Source organism: Prevotella marseillensis (genome assembly GCF_900625065.1).
Lineage (GTDB): Bacteria > Bacteroidota > Bacteroidia > Bacteroidales > Bacteroidaceae > Prevotella > Prevotella rara.
The window spans coordinates 377,098-396,628 of sequence record NZ_UYXY01000001.1 but is presented as its reverse complement, the minus strand read 5'-3'; the positions used below and the strand labels follow the sequence as shown (position 1 = coordinate 396,628).

General features: G+C 47.4%; 20 protein-coding genes, 1 tRNA gene and 1 other RNA gene. 13 read left to right on the top strand and 9 right to left on the bottom strand.

Features of this window, described 5'->3' with window-relative positions:
- Nucleotides 1–51: 51 nt before the first annotated feature.
- From EJL04_RS01665 to EJL04_RS16280, 3 genes are all read right to left on the bottom strand, one after another.
- Complete coding sequence (locus tag EJL04_RS01665) at nt 52–1,452, bottom strand: alanine/glycine:cation symporter family protein (RefSeq protein ID WP_125103920.1); 1,401 nt, start codon at nt 1,450–1,452, stop codon at nt 52–54.
- 5 nt (nt 1,453–1,457) lie between these two features.
- Complete coding sequence (locus tag EJL04_RS01660) at nt 1,458–2,096, bottom strand: AlbA family DNA-binding domain-containing protein (RefSeq protein ID WP_125103919.1); 639 nt, start codon at nt 2,094–2,096, stop codon at nt 1,458–1,460.
- A gap of 269 nt (nt 2,097–2,365) precedes the next feature.
- Nucleotides 2,366–2,536, bottom strand: a complete 171-nt coding sequence (locus tag EJL04_RS16280) for a hypothetical protein (RefSeq protein WP_164511710.1) — start codon at nt 2,534–2,536, stop codon at nt 2,366–2,368.
- Nucleotides 2,537–3,114: 578 nt separating this feature from the next.
- Between EJL04_RS16280 and EJL04_RS01655 the strand changes: the two genes are divergently transcribed.
- Nucleotides 3,115–3,336: a hypothetical protein gene (locus EJL04_RS01655; protein WP_125103918.1), complete on the top strand. Its 222-nt coding sequence runs from the start codon at nt 3,115–3,117 to the stop codon at nt 3,334–3,336.
- The gene (locus tag EJL04_RS16785; protein ID WP_021854747.1) at nt 3,317–3,757 is read left to right on the top strand and encodes a DUF1648 domain-containing protein; all 441 of its coding nucleotides are present in this window, start codon (nt 3,317–3,319) and stop codon (nt 3,755–3,757) included. Before EJL04_RS01655 ends, EJL04_RS16785 begins: the two co-directional genes overlap by 20 nt.
- A 235-nt stretch (nt 3,758–3,992) precedes the next feature.
- Here EJL04_RS16785 and EJL04_RS01645 read toward each other — a convergent pair.
- Together EJL04_RS01645 and ffs are read right to left on the bottom strand one after the other, a co-directional pair.
- Nucleotides 3,993–4,066: transfer RNA gene (locus EJL04_RS01645), tRNA-Thr, on the bottom strand.
- Nucleotide 4,067: 1 nt separating this feature from the next.
- Nucleotides 4,068–4,166, bottom strand: an RNA gene (ffs, locus tag EJL04_RS01640) — signal recognition particle sRNA small type.
- A 374-nt stretch (nt 4,167–4,540) separates the two neighbouring features.
- On the opposite strand from ffs, the gene EJL04_RS01635 reads away from it, so the two are divergent.
- The 10 genes from EJL04_RS01635 (at nt 4,541) to EJL04_RS01590 (ending at nt 14,014) form a co-directional block, all read left to right on the top strand.
- Entirely contained in the window at nt 4,541–5,086 is a 546-nt protein-coding gene (locus tag EJL04_RS01635; protein ID WP_125103917.1) for a DUF4199 domain-containing protein, read from the top strand.
- A 12-nt stretch (nt 5,087–5,098) separates the two neighbouring features.
- Nucleotides 5,099–6,070, top strand: a complete 972-nt coding sequence (locus EJL04_RS01630; protein ID WP_021854744.1) for a glycosyltransferase family 2 protein — start codon at nt 5,099–5,101, stop codon at nt 6,068–6,070.
- 51 nt (nt 6,071–6,121) lie between these two features.
- Nucleotides 6,122–6,694: a DUF6452 family protein gene (locus EJL04_RS01625; protein ID WP_241209927.1), complete on the top strand. Its 573-nt coding sequence runs from the start codon at nt 6,122–6,124 to the stop codon at nt 6,692–6,694.
- Between the two features lie 4 nt (nt 6,695–6,698).
- A complete protein-coding gene (locus EJL04_RS01620) occupies nt 6,699–7,328 on the top strand; it encodes a DUF6048 family protein (RefSeq protein ID WP_239684907.1) in 630 nt (209 codons plus the stop codon).
- A gap of 36 nt (nt 7,329–7,364) precedes the next feature.
- Nucleotides 7,365–8,393 carry an FAD:protein FMN transferase gene (locus EJL04_RS01615; protein WP_125103916.1) on the top strand — a complete coding sequence of 343 codons (1,029 nt, stop codon included), beginning with the start codon at nt 7,365–7,367 and terminating at the stop codon, nt 8,391–8,393.
- A 15-nt stretch (nt 8,394–8,408) separates the two neighbouring features.
- Nucleotides 8,409–9,077: a Crp/Fnr family transcriptional regulator gene (locus EJL04_RS01610; RefSeq protein WP_053398672.1), complete on the top strand. Its 669-nt coding sequence runs from the start codon at nt 8,409–8,411 to the stop codon at nt 9,075–9,077.
- A 141-nt stretch (nt 9,078–9,218) separates the two neighbouring features.
- Nucleotides 9,219–11,309, top strand: coding sequence for a M3 family metallopeptidase (locus EJL04_RS01605; RefSeq protein WP_053398673.1), 2,091 nt, complete (start codon nt 9,219–9,221; stop codon nt 11,307–11,309).
- A gap of 32 nt (nt 11,310–11,341) precedes the next feature.
- Nucleotides 11,342–11,785 (top strand): dCMP deaminase family protein, encoded by a 444-nt coding sequence (locus EJL04_RS01600; protein WP_021854738.1) that lies wholly within the window; start codon nt 11,342–11,344, stop codon nt 11,783–11,785.
- Nucleotides 11,772–13,481, top strand: coding sequence for a S41 family peptidase (locus EJL04_RS01595; RefSeq protein ID WP_053398674.1), 1,710 nt, complete (start codon nt 11,772–11,774; stop codon nt 13,479–13,481). The genes EJL04_RS01600 and EJL04_RS01595 overlap by 14 nt, the downstream gene beginning before the upstream one ends.
- Nucleotides 13,482–13,483: 2 nt before the next feature.
- Entirely contained in the window at nt 13,484–14,014 is a 531-nt protein-coding gene (locus EJL04_RS01590) for a 5-formyltetrahydrofolate cyclo-ligase (protein WP_125103915.1), read from the top strand.
- Nucleotides 14,015–14,372: 358 nt separating this feature from the next.
- Here the strand turns inward: EJL04_RS01590 and EJL04_RS01585 are convergent, their stop codons facing one another.
- The 4 genes from EJL04_RS01585 to ahpC form a co-directional block, all read right to left on the bottom strand.
- Nucleotides 14,373–15,347, bottom strand: coding sequence for an IS3 family transposase (locus tag EJL04_RS01585; protein WP_241209919.1), 975 nt, complete (start codon nt 15,345–15,347; stop codon nt 14,373–14,375).
- A gap of 35 nt (nt 15,348–15,382) precedes the next feature.
- Nucleotides 15,383–15,757 carry a transposase gene (locus EJL04_RS01580; RefSeq protein ID WP_125103787.1) on the bottom strand — a complete coding sequence of 125 codons (375 nt, stop codon included), beginning with the start codon at nt 15,755–15,757 and terminating at the stop codon, nt 15,383–15,385.
- A gap of 194 nt (nt 15,758–15,951) precedes the next feature.
- Nucleotides 15,952–17,514, bottom strand: coding sequence for an alkyl hydroperoxide reductase subunit F (gene ahpF / locus EJL04_RS01575; protein WP_125103914.1), 1,563 nt, complete (start codon nt 17,512–17,514; stop codon nt 15,952–15,954).
- Between the two features lie 105 nt (nt 17,515–17,619).
- The gene (gene ahpC / locus EJL04_RS01570) at nt 17,620–18,186 is read right to left on the bottom strand and encodes an alkyl hydroperoxide reductase subunit C (protein ID WP_125103913.1); all 567 of its coding nucleotides are present in this window, start codon (nt 18,184–18,186) and stop codon (nt 17,620–17,622) included.
- 87 nt (nt 18,187–18,273) lie between these two features.
- On the opposite strand from ahpC, the gene EJL04_RS01565 reads away from it, so the two are divergent.
- A complete protein-coding gene (locus tag EJL04_RS01565; protein ID WP_125103825.1) occupies nt 18,274–19,314 on the top strand; it encodes an IS630 family transposase in 1,041 nt (346 codons plus the stop codon).
- Nucleotides 19,315–19,531: the final 217 nt, after the last annotated feature.

The window sequence follows — 19,531 nt, the reverse complement described above, 5'->3', positions numbered from 1 at the left end:
TGCAAAGCGGCATTTTTCAGCCACAGAAATGCAATATTAATGCTTTTCAGCTTACCAGCATTCAAGGTCCTGCTCGATGTCCTTCATGCTTTCCTTACGGAAGACAGGACTCTTTATGCCCCTTCTCTTCTGAACAAGATAGTCGTCGAGCAGTCTGAAAGCATATTTGCCCAAAAGCAATATTGCCACGAGATTGCAGAGAGCCATCAGGGCCATAGTTACGTCGGCAAGGCTCCACACAAGGTTAAGACTTGCCAAAGAGCCGAACATGACCATGCCGACAACCAGAAGACGATAGACAAACACGGGCCACTGGCGCGACGTGAAGAAACGTATGTTGGCCTCGCCGTAATAATAGTTGCCGAGAATGCTGCTGTAGGCGAAGAACAAAGTGGCTATGGCAACATAGATAGTGCCAATGCTGCCAACCTCGTTGGTGAGCGCAGCCTGAGTGAGCTGTATGCCGTCGAGACTGCTGTCTACGCTGTCTTTGCTGAACAGAATGATGAAAGCCGTGCACGAACAGATAAGCAATGTGTCGGTAAACACGCCCAACGCCTGTATGAAGCCCTGCTTGGCGGGATGGGTTACGTGGGCTGTGGCGGCAGCATTGGGAGCCGAGCCCATGCCCGCCTCGTTGCTGAACAGTCCGCGCTTTATGCCCTGCATAAGTGCCGCGCCCATTCCGCCGCCCAAAGCCTGATGCCAGCCGAAGGCGTTGCCTACAATGAGAGATATGACATCGGGTATGCGGCCAATGTTGGTCAGCACGACAAACAGTGCCAACAGGATGTAGCCAACGGCCATTATGGGCACTATGACGCTGCTGAACGCCGCGATGCGATGGATGCCTCCGAAGATGATAAACAGCGTAAGCACCGATATTACTGCGCCCGACAGCACAGAGTCAACGGCAAACGCGCTCTGCAGAGCAGCGCTCATGGTGTTGCTCTGCACCGAATTAAACGCAAAGCCGAACGTTATTGTGATAAGCACCGCAAAAAGGATGCCCATCCAGCGCTTTTTAAGTCCTTTCTCCATATAGTAAGCCGGTCCGCCTATATACGAGTGCTTGCCCTTTATCTTGAACAACTGCGCCAATGACGACTCGACAAATGCGCTGCTTGAACCAAGCAAAGCTATAATCCACATCCAGAACACTGCGCCCGGACCGCCCACGGTTATGGCAGTAGCCACTCCGGCAAGATTACCCGTGCCGACGCGGCTTGCCAGCGACACGGTGAAAGCCTGAAAAGAAGATATGTGCTTCTCGTGTCCGTTTATCTTTGCCGTAGAGTCGCCCAGCAGGCGTATCATCTCTCCTATCATGCGAAACTGCACAAATTTAGTCTTGATGCTGAACCATACGGCACAACCCAGCAGCATTACTACAAGTATGTAAGTCCAGAGAATGTCGTTGGTCTCGTTGATTATCTGTGTGAATAGTTCCATGACGCTTATTGGTTTTGTTTAAGTTTAAAATAAAATATATGCTCTCTGAAAACAGTCTCCACCAGGTCGAAACGGATAAAATCGGCCAAAAGGCTGATTACCTGACGGCGGGGAATATGCGACAGTCTGACACACCGGTTAAGCGTAATCTCGCCATACTTCTCCAAAAGGCGCAAGATGCACTGCTCCCGTTCGTTACATCTTATCATCACATCCTTATGGTCATGCCGCCAAATATCGAGATGCACCGGACTGGCAAGTATCGTTTCGTCCTTAATGCGAATGTATGCCTTAGGTTTCTTGTCCTCGTCAACGGCATATACGGGCTTATGCTGACTCTCGGCCACGCTGACTTCAAGCACATCCTTGCCGTCGACCTTATATATATGGCTGTCGAGAGTAACCGAAGGCCGACAGTATCGCGTTGCGGCAACCTCAATCATGTATATCTCCTCGGCCGAACGTATGCCGGCAATCTTGCCGTTATCCTTAACGCCCACAAGCAGCCGCCCTCCCTCGGTGTTTGAAAAGGCAGAAAGACTGCGTGCTATCTTGCATGCGTCTGTTATGGCAAACTTAAAGTCCTGATGCACATGCTCGCCTTCGGTAACAAGCTGCAAGATATGGTTTCTGTTCATTTTCATATTCCAGATGCAAAGATACTGAAAATAAGCATACTTCACAAACATACGGCATGGTAAATTATGGCCATCGGCCCCGCCGCAATACACGAGCAGACACGAAATAAAGCCGGACGACAAAGGGCGCAATGGCTGCCGGCATACTGAAAGCGTATTACGCAAAATGCTTTCTTTCTGATTTCAGATAACGTCCTGTAGCCGCGATATTCTGAAATAAAAATCATCCGGCCGTGAAAACAGCGCGAAATCGTGTGCAAACGTAAGCGGTTATATCACAAGCTGTTACGCACGCCGCACAGATTTTGTGCAGTTATTTCAGCGTAAAAACAAGCTGAAACCACTGTTTTTGACAGCAAAACAGCCTTATTTTTAGCTGCAATATGCCTGAAACGACTATGCAAAAGCATTGCTTTTACAGCATGAAAGCACAACTTTTGCTTCATAACGTAAACATTCTTTATCTGTAAAGCGGATTTTAGTGATTCTGATTTTCTATTTTATCCAAAAACAATGACACAGACCAACTATCATAAAGATACAAAATCTGCGTCATGGCTTTACAAACAACATGCGGAAGCGGCAGCCTATATTTGCTTGACAAAATAATATGAAGTTGGGTATCTTTTATGATAACCACAACTTAATAGTTGTTTAGTTGGATTTACATTGATTATGTTAAAGTTTTCATTGTGTACTTCGATGAATACTGATAGTTTGAATTAATTTCAAGTGAAATAGACAAAATACTGAATGAATCATACAAATTACGAGGCAAATAACATTATTTTACATTTTCTGATATTATATTTGGAAAAGAAGTTGCATATTTGTAAAAAATTTTGAAACACAAGCCTGTGCGGTCGCTTTTGCCGTAACAGTAATAGTAGGTGCCGTAGCAGTAGTTTGGGCTGTTGTTGTAGAACATTTTGGAGTAGCTAATGCTGTTGGAGCCGTAACGGCTTTAGCATGGAAAGTCGCAGCGACAACAAGCGGAAATAAGAGGAGAAAAAATGGAGCACTTGTGGAAAATCTTATGACCTCTAATACAATAGAGGTATGGAATATCAAATCACAAAATAAAGAAATGGCTTATATTGTAGCAGATGAATTTACAAATGAAACAGTAAATTCACTTATGCAATATATTAAAAAGAATTTTCCTGAGGAATACTCAAAATATAATGAAGATGTTTTACGTAATGCTATTTTGATAAATTTACAAAATGCCGAAATTGAAAAATAATACAAATTTGCTAACGATCTTGTTGGTTGTTGTGCAAATTGGACTTTGTGTTGTGGTCATAATGACACGGCAATACGTGCCTACGCACTGGAACATACACGGAGTTGCAGATGAATATGGAAGCCCTTTTTACACTTTGATACTACCGCTTATAAGTGTTTTAATTTATTTTTTTATGACATTTTTCGAGAAGCATCCACATTATTGCAACTTGCCACAGAAATTTAAAGATAGGCAAAAAGGCTACAGTTTGATAGCAAAACTGGTAGCGTGGTTGAAATTGTTGATCATGATGTTTCTTGCTTTTGTGACTTATGAAGTTTATTGCGGTGGCAGTTTTAACTATTTAATAGCCCTTTTAATTCTGATTACCTCATTTATTGTCATCATTGTATATGCCATCAAGTTGCGTCGGGTATGATGCCAATGCATGGGACTTGGTTATAGGCATTCTTGAGTAACTTATGGCCAAGTGTGGAGACACCAATGTCAGCATGAGGCTTACCGGTTCAGTGGATATGGGCTTGTCGGAGAAGCATTTGTTCCCGTTCGTGCAGGAAGTGGTGGCAGCCGCCAAGGCCACACTGCATAAGGCCAGACATAAAAAAGGCAAACACCCTAACAGGTATCTGCCTTTAATCGTTCAAATTCTTTTGAGCCTCTTGTCGGATTCGAACCAACGACCCCGAGATTACAAATCACGTGCTCTGGCCAACTGAGCTAAAGAGGCGGGTGGGCAAGCTACTTGTATCGCGCCGCTACAACCAACTACCTTTGCTACGTTCCCGTCCTGGAGGATTCGAAGGGAGCTGGCCGTACAAGACTTACCCGTCTTTGCGGCTGCAAAGGTAATAATAAAGTTTAACAACAAAGCATTTTTGCATCGTCTTTCGCGGTATTTTAACTTATTTTTTGAAATCAGCGATATCTTGCAGCATGCGGAATCGGCACAGGCGACATGCACAATGGCCATATATAAAGGCGGCACGAGGCCGACGGCATAACGCACGCCGACGGCACATCTTTCACATAAAAAAAACAAAAAAACTCATACAGCTAATAATTATATGGTGAAAAATAAGTAATTTTGCACCCGATTATGTTCTCGTGAGGCGTATGGCGCCGGGTGTCAAAGCTGATGCGACACCCCATAAAACACCACGCTTCAGACAGACAAACGAAAAAAATCAATTAATCCCCAATAATGACTACACGCGAGGAATACGAACAAATAAAAGCTTACGCGCGCATCGACGGCGCCATAATGGGCGGAATGTGGATATTGAGCTTTGCCTGCTTCATCGGACAGTTTTATGAGCCCGTGCTGAACATGGCATCGATGGTTCTTGGCATATCAGCCATTGTAGTATCGGCGATACGCTTAAAGAACTTCCGCGACAATATTCTTGACGGAGTGATATCTTACTGGAAAGCATACGGCTACAGCCTGCTGACATACTTTTACGCATCGCTGCTGATGGCTGCTGCGCAATATATCTACTTTCAGTTTATCGACCACGGCTTCATGCTCGCCCAGTACACGGCCATGACATCAAGCCCCGAGTTTAAGTCGCTCATGACGCTTTACGGGATAAAGGCCGATGAAATGAAGATGACAATGGACACAATAGCAACGCTCCGCCCTATCGACATAGCGCTGCAGTTTCTTACAACCAACCTGTTACTGGGAATTGTGATAAGCTGGCCGATAGCTGCGCTGCTGAAATCAAAATATAAACGTAAATTCTAAAACACAGATAAGATGGACATATCAGTCGTAATACCATTATACAACGAGGAAGAATCACTGCCCGAACTCTACGCATGGATTGAGCGTGTGATGAAGGAAAACAATTTCTCTTATGAAGTAATATTCATCAACGACGGCTCTACAGACGGTTCATGGAAGGTGATAAGCCGGCTGAGCGAGGAGCACGAATGCGTGAAGGGCATAAAGTTCCGCCGCAACTACGGAAAAAGTCCTGCCCTGTTCTGCGGATTCAAGGAGGCTCAGGGCGACGTGGTGATAACAATGGACGCCGACCTGCAGGACTCTCCCGACGAGATACCGGAACTTTACAGAATGATAACCGAAGACGGCTACGACCTTGTTTCGGGATATAAGCAGAAGCGCTACGACCCGCTGTCGAAGACAATTCCCACAAAGCTGTTTAACGCAACGGCACGCAAAATAAGCGGAATAAAGAACCTGCACGACTTCAACTGCGGCCTTAAAGCATACCGCAAGGACGTGGTAAAGAACATCGAGGTGTACGGCGAGATGCACCGCTATATCCCGTATCTGGCAAAGAATGCCGGATTCGACAGGATCGGCGAAAAAGTGGTTCATCACCAGTCGCGCAAATACGGCAAGTCGAAATTCGGCCTCAACCGCTTCTTCAACGGCTATCTCGACCTTATAACATTGTGGTTCCTGAGCAGCTTCGGACGCAAGCCGATGCACGTGTTCGGCTTCCTCGGCACAATAATGTTCTTCATAGGCTTCATTGCTGCAGCCATTATCGGCATAGACAAGCTGGTGGCAGTGTCAAACGGTCAGCAGATGCGCCTCGTAACCGATACGCCTTACTTCTATATATCGCTGACAATGATGATTATAGGCACACAACTGTTTCTTGCCGGATTCCTCGGCGACCTCATCAGCCGCAACTCTTCAGACAGGAACGACTATCAGATATCTGAAGAAATAAGATGTGGCGAAAACAGAAAATAACACATAGGAAACAACAACGCCACATAAAGCTGCTACAAGAACAAGCACGCCATGACAGGAATTAAGATAAAAACGATAAAGTCGGTCACGACAAAGGCAAGCCGCAAGGCACGCAGACTATTGCGTCCCTCACTGGCCGCACTGCCGCTATACTTCATAACGCTGCTGATAACCACCGCAGCGTGTTCGTCTATCGACTGCCCGCTCAACAGTCTTGTCTACACACAATATCAGCTGATGACGCCCGACGGCAAGGTTGACACACTGGCAGACACGCTAACGATATTCACAAACCGTGTTGACGGCAACGACTCTGTGCTGATAAACCGCAGCGTAAAGACCACCGAATTCTCGCTGCCGATAAGCTATGCGCAGAACCAGGACGTGTTTTTCATCGAAACGAAGGACACTTTATACAAGACTACAAAACTTGACACAGTGACCGTAGAGAAAGAGAACAAGCCCCACTTCGAGTCGGTTGACTGCGCACCGGCATTCTTCCACAAGATAACATCCGTAAGCTGCACGCACAACGCCATCGACTCGATAACAATAAACAATCAGGACGTGAACTATGACACATCGAAGAAACATTTTTTCATATATTTCAAGCATAGCAATTAGCCTGATGCTCCTACTGGCCTCAACGGCCAACGCGCAGGAAAAGAACGTGGAGAAGAAAGACAGCGTGCCCCTGTTAAGGGGCTTTGCCGTATCAGTAGACCTGGTCGGACCGGCACAGATGTTTCTTGGCGACTACGGACAGTATGAAGCCGCGCTGCGAATAAACCTGCGCGACAAATACTTCCCTGTGTTTGAGCTTGGCCTCGGCAAGGCAGACCACGACAACGACGTCACCAAAATATCATACAAGACGAGCGCACCATACGCAAAAATCGGTATTGACTTCAACCTGCTAAAGAACAAGCACGACATATACAGGCTTTATGCCGGCGCAAGATACGCTTTCACTTCGTTTAAATACGACCTGTCGCATCCTGATATCACCGACCCCGTATGGGGAAGCACTGCCGTATATTCAGCGAAAGGCGTGAAATGCAATTACCACTGGATTGAAGCAGTAATAGGAGTAGACGCAAAGATATGGGGACCTCTGCATCTTGGATGGAGCGTAAGGTACAAGAGCAGAATAGCCTACGATGACGGCGAACTGGGCAACTCATGGTATGTGCCCGGATTCGGAAAGACCGGAGGATCTAACATCGGAGGCACATTCAACGTATCGATAGACATATAAACTTCTGAAAGACAATAGACTAAAACAAGAACAGCGATGAACAGAGAAAAAAGCAAGAAGAAACTGGCCCTGCAGCTGGCTTTTCTCATATTTCTAATCATAGGGACAATAATCATTGTGCGGCAGCAGCGCACAATGCCTTATCAGCACAACACAGGATTCATATTCGGTACGGTGTACAACATCACATACCAAAGCGACAAGAACCTGCAGAAAGAAATTGAGGCAGAGCTGCAGAAGGTTGACGCATCGCTGTCTCCGTTCAAAAAAAGTTCAATAATATCAAAAGTAAACCGCAACGAGAAGGTTGAAGTGAACAGCATGTTCACAGACGTGTTTAACCTTGCACAAAAAATATCAGAAGAAACAGGCGGAGCCTTCGACATAACAGTGGCTCCACTGGTAAACGCATGGGGCTTCGGATTCAAGAACGACACGAAGCCCACGCCAGCGGCAATAGACAGTCTGAAACAGATTATAGGCTACAAGAAAGTAAGGCTTGACGGGAAACAAATAGTAAAGAACGACAAGCGCATAATGCTCGACTGCAGCGCCATTGCCAAAGGCTACGGAAGCGACGCCGTGGCCCGACTGCTGAGGAGCAAAGGCATAGAAAACTTTATGGTAGAAATAGGCGGAGAGATTGTTACACGCGGCATCAACGAGAAAAGACTGCCCTGGAAAATCGGCGTCACCAAACCCGTTGACGACTCGCTAAACACAAATCAGGAAATACAGACCATACTGAACGTAACCAACAAAGCAATGGCTACAAGCGGAAACTACCGCAACTTCTACTACAAAGACGGCAAGAAATATGCCCACACCATCGACCCCATAACAGGCTATCCTGTACAGCACAACATATTGTCGGCAACTGTTTTGGCCGACAACTGCGCCACGGCCGACGCCTATGCCACAGCCTTCATGGTGATGGGACTTGAAAAGGCAAAAGCCATTCTTGACAGGCATCCCGAACTGATGGTATATTTTATCTATTCAGACAAAAACGGCAAAAACGCCGTATGGTATTCGCCGTCGCTAAAAAACAAGATTGCAGAATAACAACAGCGCATACACATGCACACGGAGCTACAAGAACACCTGCTTGAACTTCCGCTCTTTCAGGGCATGAGCCGGAACGACCTGGAGCAGATACTCTCGGAAACGAAATTCAGGCAACTGTCGTTCGCAAGAGGAAAAGTAATTGTGCATGAAGGCGAAACCTGCAACAAACTCTTTTTTCTGGTTAAAGGTCAGATAACAACCACATGCCATTCGGACGACAAGAGCTACTCGATAACCGAAACACTCGCAGCCCCCAACATACTTCAGCCCGAAAGGATTTTCGGACTGATGCAGCGCTATACAAGAACGTTTGCGGCAAAGACAAACTGCGACCTGATATGCCTGGGAAAGAAAGAAGTGATGCTCATGTCTGACAATTACGAAATATTCAGACTAAACCTGCTTAACATCATCTGCACACTGTCGCAACGCTCAGACAGACAGATGTGGAAACTACGTCCGAAAGGCATAAGGCAAAAGATAGCCCGATTCATCGAAGAAAGAAGCCTGAGACCTGCCGGAGAGAAGATTGTAAACATAAAGATGGAGCGGCTCGCTGAAGAGATCAGCGAGAGCCGTCTCAACGTATCGAAAGCCCTGAAAGCCATGAACGACGAAGGGATAATATCGCTCAGAAGGGGTGAATTCTGCGTTCATGCTTTCGAAAGAATGCTCATGTAGGAAGCTTATCAGCCAATTTGATATACAAGCGGCAGACAAAAGCCGACATATAACAAATATTAGCTAAATTTTTCTTCCGTATTATTATTCAGAAGAAAGAAAATTACTACCTTTGTAAACAAAAATTAGGGAAACGTGAGTATGAATGAAGAGAGAATAGAAGAGCAACGCAAAAATCCTTTTTTTGAACAATATAACACGCCGCACGACACTGTGCCATTCGAGAAAATACGCCTTGAAGACTTTGAGGAGGCCTTCATGGAGGGCATACGCCGTGACGACGAACAGATTGAGAAGACTATAAACAATCCTGACAAGCCTACTTTTGACAACACGATAATCAACGTGGACGAAGACAAGGACGGATATTACGACTTGCTGTCGCGCGTGTCAACCGTGTTTTTCAATCTTCTCAGTGCTGAGACCAACGACGAGATGGACGCGCTGGCGCAGAAGCTGCAGCCCATACTGACAAAGCATGCCAACGACGTAAGGCTCAACAAACGCCTGTTTGAGCGCATAAAGGCCGTGCACATGCACCACCGCAAGCTCACGCCTGAAGAAAAGAGACTGCTCGACAACTGCTACGACGGATTTGTACGCAGCGGAGCACTGCTCGACGACGAGGGCAAGGAGAAGCTGCGCAAGCTTACCGAGGAGGCAAGCATGCTGTCGCTGCAGTTCTCTCAGAATCTGCTCAAAGAGAACAAGGCATATACGCTGCACATAACTGACGAACAACAGCTCGACGGACTGCCCGACACGGCACGCGAGGCTGCTGCCGTTGCTGCAAAGGAGCGCAATCTTGAAGGCTGGGTGTTTACGCTCGACTTTCCAAGCTACAGTCCGTTCATGACATATTCTACATGCCGCGAACTGCGCAAGCAGATGTATATGGCACGCAACACGGTGTGTACACACGAGAATACAGAAAACAATCTTGAAATATGCAAGCGTCTGGTTAATCTGAGACGCGAGATAGCACAACTGCTCGGCTTCAAGACATACGCCGAATACGTGCTTAAGAACCGCATGGCAGGAAACGCACGCAACGTGTATAAGCTGCTCGACGACCTCATAGACGCTTACAAGCCTACAGCCGTAAAGGAAGTGAGCGACATCGAGAAACTGGCAAAGAAGACTGAAGGCAAAGACTTCAAGGTTATGCCGTGGGACTTCAGCTATTATTCTCACAAGCTGCAGCTCAAGAAGTTCAACATAGACTCTGAGATGCTTCGCCCGTATTTCGAACTGTCAAAGGTCATTCAGGGCGTGTTCGGACTTGCCAACAGGCTCTACGGCATAACATTCAAGGAGAACAAAGACATACAGGTTTACCATCCCGACGTGAAAGCCTACGAGGTGTTCGACAAGGACGGCTCTTATCTTGCCGTGTTCTACGCCGACTTCCATCCGCGCAAGGGCAAACAGGGCGGTGCATGGATGACAGAATATCAGGGACAATGGATTGACCGCAAGGGCGAAAATGTAAGGCCTCATGTAAGCGTGGTGATGAACCTGACGAAGCCTACCGACGAGAAGCCGGCACTGCTGACACTGGGCGAAGTTGAGACCTTCCTGCATGAGTTCGGCCACTCGCTCCACGGCATGTTCGCAAACACAAGATTCGAGAGTCTTTCAGGCACCAATGTATGGTGGGACTTCGTAGAGTTGCCGTCACAGTTTATGGAAAACTTCTCTGTTGAGAAAGAATTTCTGCGCACGTTCGCCTTCCACTATCAGACAGGCGAGCCCCTGCCCGACGAGCTGATCGACCGCATTGTGAAGAGCCGCAACTTCATGGCAGCATACGCATGTCTGCGCCAGGTAAGTTTCGGACTTCTCGACATGGCCTACTATACAAAGAAAGAGACATTCGACGAAGACATCATACCGTTTGAAAAGAAAGCATGGAAGAAAGCCATGGTTACCGAACAGCTGCCCGACACCTGCATGACAGTGCAGTTCAGCCACATCATGGCTGGCGGATACGCTGCCGGCTACTACAGCTACAAATGGGCCGAAGTGCTCGACGCAGACGCCTTCAGCGTGTTCAAGAAGCACGGAATCTTCAATCAGGAGACAGCGCAAAGCTTCCGCGACAACATTCTTTCAAAGGGCGGCACCGAACACCCGATGACTCTCTACAAGCGCTTTAAGGGCAGCGAACCCACAATAGACGCCCTGCTGAAGCGCAACGGCATAAAAAAGCCTTCGAACAAGAAAAAGTAAGAGAAATAACCTATTCTTCACATATAAACACAATGAACAAAGAAGAAAAACAGCGTCTGCTTGACCTGAGATACCTGCGCATGGCACGCATCTGGGCAGAAAACAGCTACTGCCAGCGCCGCAAGGTAGGAGCCCTGGTGGTTAAGGACAAAATGATTATCAGCGACGGCTATAACGGCACGCCGAGCGGCTTTGAGAATGTCTGCGAAGACGACAACAACGTTACAAAGCCCTACGTGCTGCACGCCGAAGCAAACGCCATAACAAAACTGGCGCGAAGCTCCAACAACAGCGACGGATCAACGCTATACGTAACAGCTGCTCCATGCATAGAATGCTCAAAACTGATAATTCAGGCCGGCATTAAGCGTGTAGTATATGGCGAAAGATACAGACTTGAAGACGGCATAAATCTTCTTAAAAGAGCTGACATTGAAGTTATATATCTAAATCCAGACGAACATGAATCCGAATAAATCAAACCGCATGATGCCGTTGCTGATGGCTCTTTGTGTGATTATCGGCATCATAATAGGTACGTTCTACGCTAACCACTTTTCAGGCAACCGCCTGAACATAATAAACTCGGGCAGCAACCGCCTGAACAATCTGCTGCACATCATAGACGACCAGTATGTTGACGCGGTTAACATCGACTCGCTCGTCGACAAGGCCATACCTCAGATTCTGTCTGACCTCGACCCCCACTCTGTCTACATCAGTGCGAAGGACGTGCAGCAGGCCACCGACGACCTGAAAGGCTCGTTCTCGGGCGTGGGCATTGAGTTTGTCATAAGAAATGACACCATACACGTGCAGGGCGTAATAAAGAACGGCCCGGCTGAACAGGCAGGCATCCTTGCCGGCGACAAGATCGTGAGCGTGGACGGAAAGCCTTTCGTAGGCAAGGTCGTAACTAACGAGGAAGCCATGCGACGCCTCAAAGGACCTAAAGACACCAAGGTGAAAATAGGCGTGCAGCGCTACGGACAAAAGAGCATAAAATATTACACTATAACCCGAGGCGACATTCCGCAGAAGAGCGTCAGCGCAACATACATGCTCGACGACAACACGGGCTACATTAAGATAAAGAACTTCGGCGAGAACACTTATCCCGAACTTCTCATCGCCCTGGCGCAGCTCTCTCAGGAAGGCTTCAGCAACCTGATAATCGACCTGCGCGACAACACAGGCGGATACCTGAAGTCGGCTGTTCAGATGGCCAACGAGTTCCTGCCCAAGAACCGCCTCATTGTATATACAGAGGGCCGCAAGTCGCCAAGACAAGACTACAAGAGCGACGGGCGCGGAAGCTATCAGAACATTCCGCTGGTAGTGCTGATAAACGAGACATCGGCATCGGCTTCAGAAATTTTTGCCGGAGCCATGCAGGACAACGACAGGGCCACAATCATAGGCCGCCGCTCGTTCGGAAAGGGTCTCGTACAGCAGCAGATCGGTTTCCCCGACGGCTCAATGATACGCTTGACCGTGGCACGCTATTACACACCGTCAGGACGATGCATACAGAAGCCATACGTGATGGGCGACGACAAAGACTACGAGGAAGACCTGCTGGTAAGATATCAGCATGGTGAGTTCTTCTCACAGGACAGCATCAAGCACACCGGACCGGCTTATCACACAAGCATTGGCCGCACAGTGTACGGCGGAGGAGGCATAACGCCTGACATCTTCGTGCCGGAAGACACCTTAGGCATAACTTCATACTTCAAGGAGGCAAGCATGAGCGGACTAATACTGCAGTTTGCATTCGTCTATACCGACGACAACCGCCTTAAGCTCAACAACTTCACCGAAATGATGGAGCTTGCCGACTATCTTGTAAAGCAGAACACCGTAGACAAGTTTGCCACCTATGCCGACAAGCACGGACTGCAGCGCCGCAACCTGATGATAAAGAAATCGCACAACCTGCTCGAAAGATACATCAACAGCCGAATTATATACAACATCATGGACGAGGAAGACTGGATTGAATATCTCAATCTTGACGACAACGTGATAAAGGCTGCGCTGAATGTGTTTAAGAACAATGCGGCATTCCCCAAAAAGCCGGAGCCAAAAGACAAGAAAAAGGACGGCAAGACGGCCATGACGGGAACGACAGTGCCATACGTTGACATGAAGATGAATCTAAAAGCATAACCATGGAAAAAAAGGAACTGCGAAAACTCATACGCGAGAGGAAACGGCAATTCACCGGAAAGCAAATGGAAGAATTGTCGCTTCCGATCATGAACAGGCTGCTCGGCATGAGCGAGGTGGCCAATGCCGACACTATATTAATGTACTACTCGCTGCCTGACGAAGTGTTCACTCACGACACAGTGGAACTGCTGGCCCGGCAAGGCAAGACAGTGCTGCTGCCAAAGGTAATTGACGGCGAGAACATGGAAATAAGGGTGTATGAAAGCAAGGAAGACCTAGCCGAGGGCAGCTACGGCATAATGGAGCCCAACGGAAAACTCTTCACCGACTACGCCAAGATTACTACGGCTGTCGTGCCCGGCATGAGCTTCGACTCAAACAACAACCGGCTAGGACGCGGAAAGGGGTATTACGACAGGTTCCTGAAGAATATTCCACAGGCCTACAAAATAGGCGTATGCTTCGACTTTCAGAAAGAGAAAGAAATTCCTCATGAGGAAAACGACATAAAGATGGACACCGTTATCTGAGAATAACGGTGTCTTTCTTTTTATATAGCAACGCAGAAAATGCATAAAAGCATATTGCTGCCCATAACACAAAGCGCTGCGGACAAAACAGAAAAAGTTTTTTTTTGCAGAAACTCGTCACTCGTCACATCCATGCATAACAAACTGACAATCAATGATTTAAAGTGTGACGAGTTGCGATTTTGAAACGTCACACATGATTATCCGTGACGAGTCGGTGTCCTTTCCTAAAATTGGTTGACTTCTAACAAGCCATTCCCTGATTAAAGTTGACTCTGGTTAAACTTATAACTGTTATTGGTTGACTCTACTTTTAATTACTGATTAAAGTTGACTTTTACCGGGACAGAATCCCTGTTCATGGTGTCCTTGGAGGGCGTAGCCCGGAAAGGACACCATGAACAGAAGGCAAAGATAGTCCATCTTCTCCAATATCGGAGCATTCCTGTCTGTTTTTTATGGCCTTTGTCCTAAAACTGCTCCAACGCTTAGATATCTCACCCTGACATGAAGCAGCCTGTGCCGGTGTCATCATGTTGATGCTCATGTGCGGCCTTTCGTTGTTGTAGAAGTCCACGGCCGTTGCCACGGCTTCCCTGACCTGGCCGATGTCGGTGAACCTCATACCCTTAAGGAGTTCGTTCTTTATGGTACCATTAATACGCTCTGCCTGTGCATTGTCCTTCGGATCCCCGGTCTCCGTCATACTGATACTTATACCATTTTTATTAAGCAGCCTGACATATTCGGAACTTGCGTATTGTACGCCGCGGTCTGAATGATGTATAAGGCTGATGCCGTCCATGCCCTTCAGCCTTCCCAAAGCCATGCACAGTGCTTCAATGGGATAAGCCGTCTCAAGCGTCGGACCGACACAGTATCCTACAATCTCTTCTGTATATGCATCAAGTACAATTGAAAGGTAGCAGAAACGGTAGTGTATGTCGTCTGTCCAAATAATTATGTACGTTATGTCACTGACCCATAGCTGGTTAGGTCTGAGGGGCAACATTTCCTTTATAAGATTGGGATATGTCGGAAGACCGTGCCTTGAGTCAGTGGTACGTGGACGGCGCAACCTTTTACGGAGAATCATGCCGTTACATGACATTATTTCTATAAAACGGTCACGGCCGACGGGACTGTTGCCGCTGAAATCACGCCGGTACATGTGCCAGAGCTTCAATGCGCCTATTCCGGGGTCTATACGGCGCACCTTGCGGACATACTCAATCACAAAGGCATCACGGGCGGCCCTCATCATTGACTTTGACTCATCATACTTGTAATAGGCCTGCTTGCTTACGCCAAACAGCGCACAAAGATGTCTCACCCTGTATCGGACAGGGTTCTTCGTGTGCAGGAATGTTACTGTTTGGCGCCAGATTTTTTTCTTATGCTGATGCCTAACTCGGATTCGGCCACATTTATCATCTCGTCATAAGCCTCGGCCTTTATCTCGGCCTTGGTCAGTTCGGACTTAAGACGGAGTATCTCGGCCTGAAGGGCCTCTATGTCTGACGGGAGGCTGACTGAGTCACGAACATGCTTCTCTCTTAGTGTCTTTTTCTTTGTCATAAAATCGACATAATACAATTCAGGTGCAAATTTAGCACACCAGCGGCGAACTGTAGCCTCTGATACGGGAATTATTTTTGATATTCCCAAAAAACTTACACCTGAAGAGCGAAGATCTATCACTTTTTGAAGATATTGACCCTTTTGTGATTTATTTTTCCTCATAATTATTTTATTTATGAGTCAACTTTTTTCAGGGTAAGACAGGACACATATTACAACACAAAAGCATGCCTTTCGCAAATCAAAAGGCATGCTAATGCTAACATGAAGAATAAAAATAATGTTATAAAAATCTATAAACCTTATAAAATGAAAATATGTGATTATTACCTATTGAACTAAACCGCACTCAGGCATCATATCAGTCCTCTCACCCTGTCGTCGAAAGCAGAAAGGGCAGCCTTGGCACCCTCGCCCATCGCAATTATAATCTGCTTGTAAGGCACGTCGGTAACGTCGCCGGCAGCATACACGCCTACTATCGAGGTTCTGCAATAAGCATCTGTCTTTATCTCCTTCCGCGGTGTAAGCTCCAGCTGACCTTCAAACGACTTGCTGTTTGCAGCCAGACCTATCTGCACAAATATGCCGTCGAGCTCCACGGTCTTCACCTCTTCAGTCTTACGGTCTTTCACCTCAATGGCCGTCACCTTCTTGCCGTCGCCAATCACTCTCATTGTCTGCATCGACGTGAATATCTCTACATTGTCAAGACTTCTGGCCTTATCCTGAAGCACAGTGTCGGCACGCAACTCATCTGCAAACTCAAGTACGGTTACCTTTGAACATATTCCGGCAAGGTCTATGGCTGCCTCTATGCCCGAATTGCCTCCGCCGATGACTGCCACATGCCGGCCTTTATAGAACGGACCGTCGCAATGAGGACAGAAAGCCACTCCGCGGCCAATATAGTCGGCCTCACCTTCTACGCCCAGTCTGCGCCAGCTTGCACCTGTTGCTATTATCACTGCCGGCGAAACAAAGCTCTCGCCTCCTGCCGCATGGATATACTTCTGCTTACCGCCCAGTTCGGCTTTCACCACCGTTCTGTTTTCAAACACGTCAATGGCATAATGTCCGAGATGGCTCATCAGGTCGGATGCCAGCTTGTCGCCCGTGGTGTGAGGCACCGAGATAAGGTTCTCTATCCCGACGGTGTCTTTAACCTGACCGCCGACACGCTCGCCTACAACGGCTACACGGAGTCCCTTGCGAGCCGAATAGATTGCGGCAGACGCACCGGCTGGTCCTCCGCCAACAACTACAACGTCATAGCTTCTCTCAACAGGCTCGAAGCTGTCGACAGTCTGAGCAGTGCCGAATTTTTCTTCAAGTTTAGACAGCAATGCCGACAAGTCGCCGCGGCCTACATGGATAAGCTCGTCGCCGGCATAAACAGACGGTACGCCCTGTATGCCGAGACGCTCAACCTCGTCCTGCCACAGTGCCCCGTCGACAACTTCATGACTCACCGACGGATTGAGCAGTGCCACAACATTCAGCGCCTGAACCACGTCAGGACAGTTGGTACATGTAAGCGAGACATAAGTGCGCAGCTTTATATCACCACCGATGGCTCTGATGCGGCGCGCAACAATATCGTCGGGCATGTTCTTTCCCTGTCCGTCGGCATTGAGAACTGCAAGCAGCAGCGATGAGAACTCATGGCCGCCGGGGATGCCACGGAACACGATGCCTGTGTCGGCGCCGTCTTTATATAATGTAAACTCAAGTCTGAGACTATCCTCTACGGTCAGTTCAAGCTTCAGCTTGTCTGAACATGAACAGAAATCCTTCAAGAAGTCGCCAAACTCCTCTGCCTTTGTATGCGCAGCGCCACAAACGGCCTTAATTCCTATTTCAGACTTCAGTCCGCCCAAAAGCGATTTAACCTGATCTAATATACCTTTATCCAACATACCCGTTCTGTTTTTTCTATAAATTAAAAAATGCTGTCCGTAAAAGTCAAGAAAGGCCGGATTCGTTGACATGTCATATCAGAAAATCCGGCCGAACAATAAAGACTAAATCTTACCAACCAAGTCTATGCTGGGTTTCAGTGTTTCGCTGCCAGCCTTCCATTTAGCCGGACAAACCTCGCCGTCGTGAGTAGCCACAAACTGGGCAGCCTCAACCTTGCGCAGCAGCTCGTCTGCATTGCGGCCTATGCTGTTGTCCTGTATCTCGGCTATCTTGATAAGTCCCTCCGGATTAACAAGGAACGTGCCGCGATAAGCCACGCCTTCATCTTCTTTCATCACTCCGAAGCCACGGCTGAGCACGCCCGTCGGGTCGGCAAGCATTGTATATTCAATCTTCTTTATGCTGTCTGACGCATCGTGCCATGCCTTGTGGACAAAATGTGTATCAGTGCTGACAGAGAACACCTCCACGCCCATCTGCTTCAGCTGCTCATACTTGCCTGCAAGGTCAACCAGCTCAGTGGGACAAACAAAAGTGAAGTCGGCAGGATAGAAGAAGAACAAGGCCCATTTGCCTTTCAAATCCTCGTTGCTCACTGTCTTGAAACTTCCATTCTGAAAAGCCTGCACCTTAAACTCAGGCATCTGTGCGTTGATAATCGGTTCCATATTTCTATAAGTTTTTTAAATTGTTATTATTATAGTCAAAAGTAAGTGAAATGCGAAAAATCATTCAAAAAATAGTATCTTTGCACTATGGAAATTCAGTTGTCGACATCAGAAATGGAAGTTTTGCGTAAACTTCAACGGAATTTAGCCGGAAGTTCCGACTATGCCCGTGTGACTTGCATTCTGATGTTGGGCATGGGTAATACGCCCTCTTTCGTGTCCTCATGTCTTGGAATAGACGTTTCCACTGTATACCGTTATCGTTCCGCTTATTTACATGGTGGTGCTGATGAACTTCTGGAAAACCGTTACAAGGGTTATTGGGGGCTTCTTGACAGCCGTCAGCTGGCAGCCTTGTGCAAGGAACTACGCGAGCACATATATACGGATGCCAAAGGTGTGGCGGCCTGGATAAAGTCCGCATTCGGCGTTGAATACACTCCCCAGGGGGTTGCAGACTTGCTGAACCGCATCGGATTTACCTATAAGAAGACATCGGAAGTCCCTTGTGAGGCTGATGCCTCAAGGCAGGCGGCCTTTGCCGGGAAACTTTCAGAAATTCTTTCCGGTATGCCGGAAGATGCGGTGGTTTATTATGCGGACGGTGTCCATCCGACCCACAACAGCCGTTCCACTTATGCGTGGATAGAGAAAGGCGAGAGACTTGAACAGCCGACCGTCAGCGGTCGTGACAGGGTGAACATCAACGGGTTGCTTAATGCATATGACGTGACAGATGTGATAGCGCATGACTGTGAGAGCGTCAATGCCGAATCCACCCGGGATGTTTATCAGTCAGCCTTGGAAAGGCATCCCGAAGCTTCCGTCATCTATATCATCTCCGACAATGCCCGCTATTATCACAACAAAAAGCTCAAGGAATGGGTAAACGGGACGAAAATCAAACAGATATTCCTGCCGCCTTACTCGCCGAACCTCAATTTGATTGAAAGGCTTTGGAAGTTCCTCAGGAAGAAGGTCATTAACACCGGATTCTACAGGACAAAAGAGAAATTCAGACAGGCCATCAAGGATTTCTTCGACAATATCGGAAACTATAAAGAAGAGTTGGAGTCACTTCTAACTCTCAAATTTCGTTTGTGTAATTCGCAAACCATTTCTTTTTAACTATAAATTTCAGCTCTATGTCGTTTTGACAATGCAAAGATAGTTTGCGACACAAAACAAAGCAAACAGATTTTTTCTATTGCATGATAGACAAAACCTATAACGGCCCCGTAAAGCACATACAGACATGGAGCTACACCTACCTGAAACAGGGCAAAACACGCTGCTGCAGGGACTAAGCCGCATGCGGCAGCGGAACATACAAAACGGCATACCC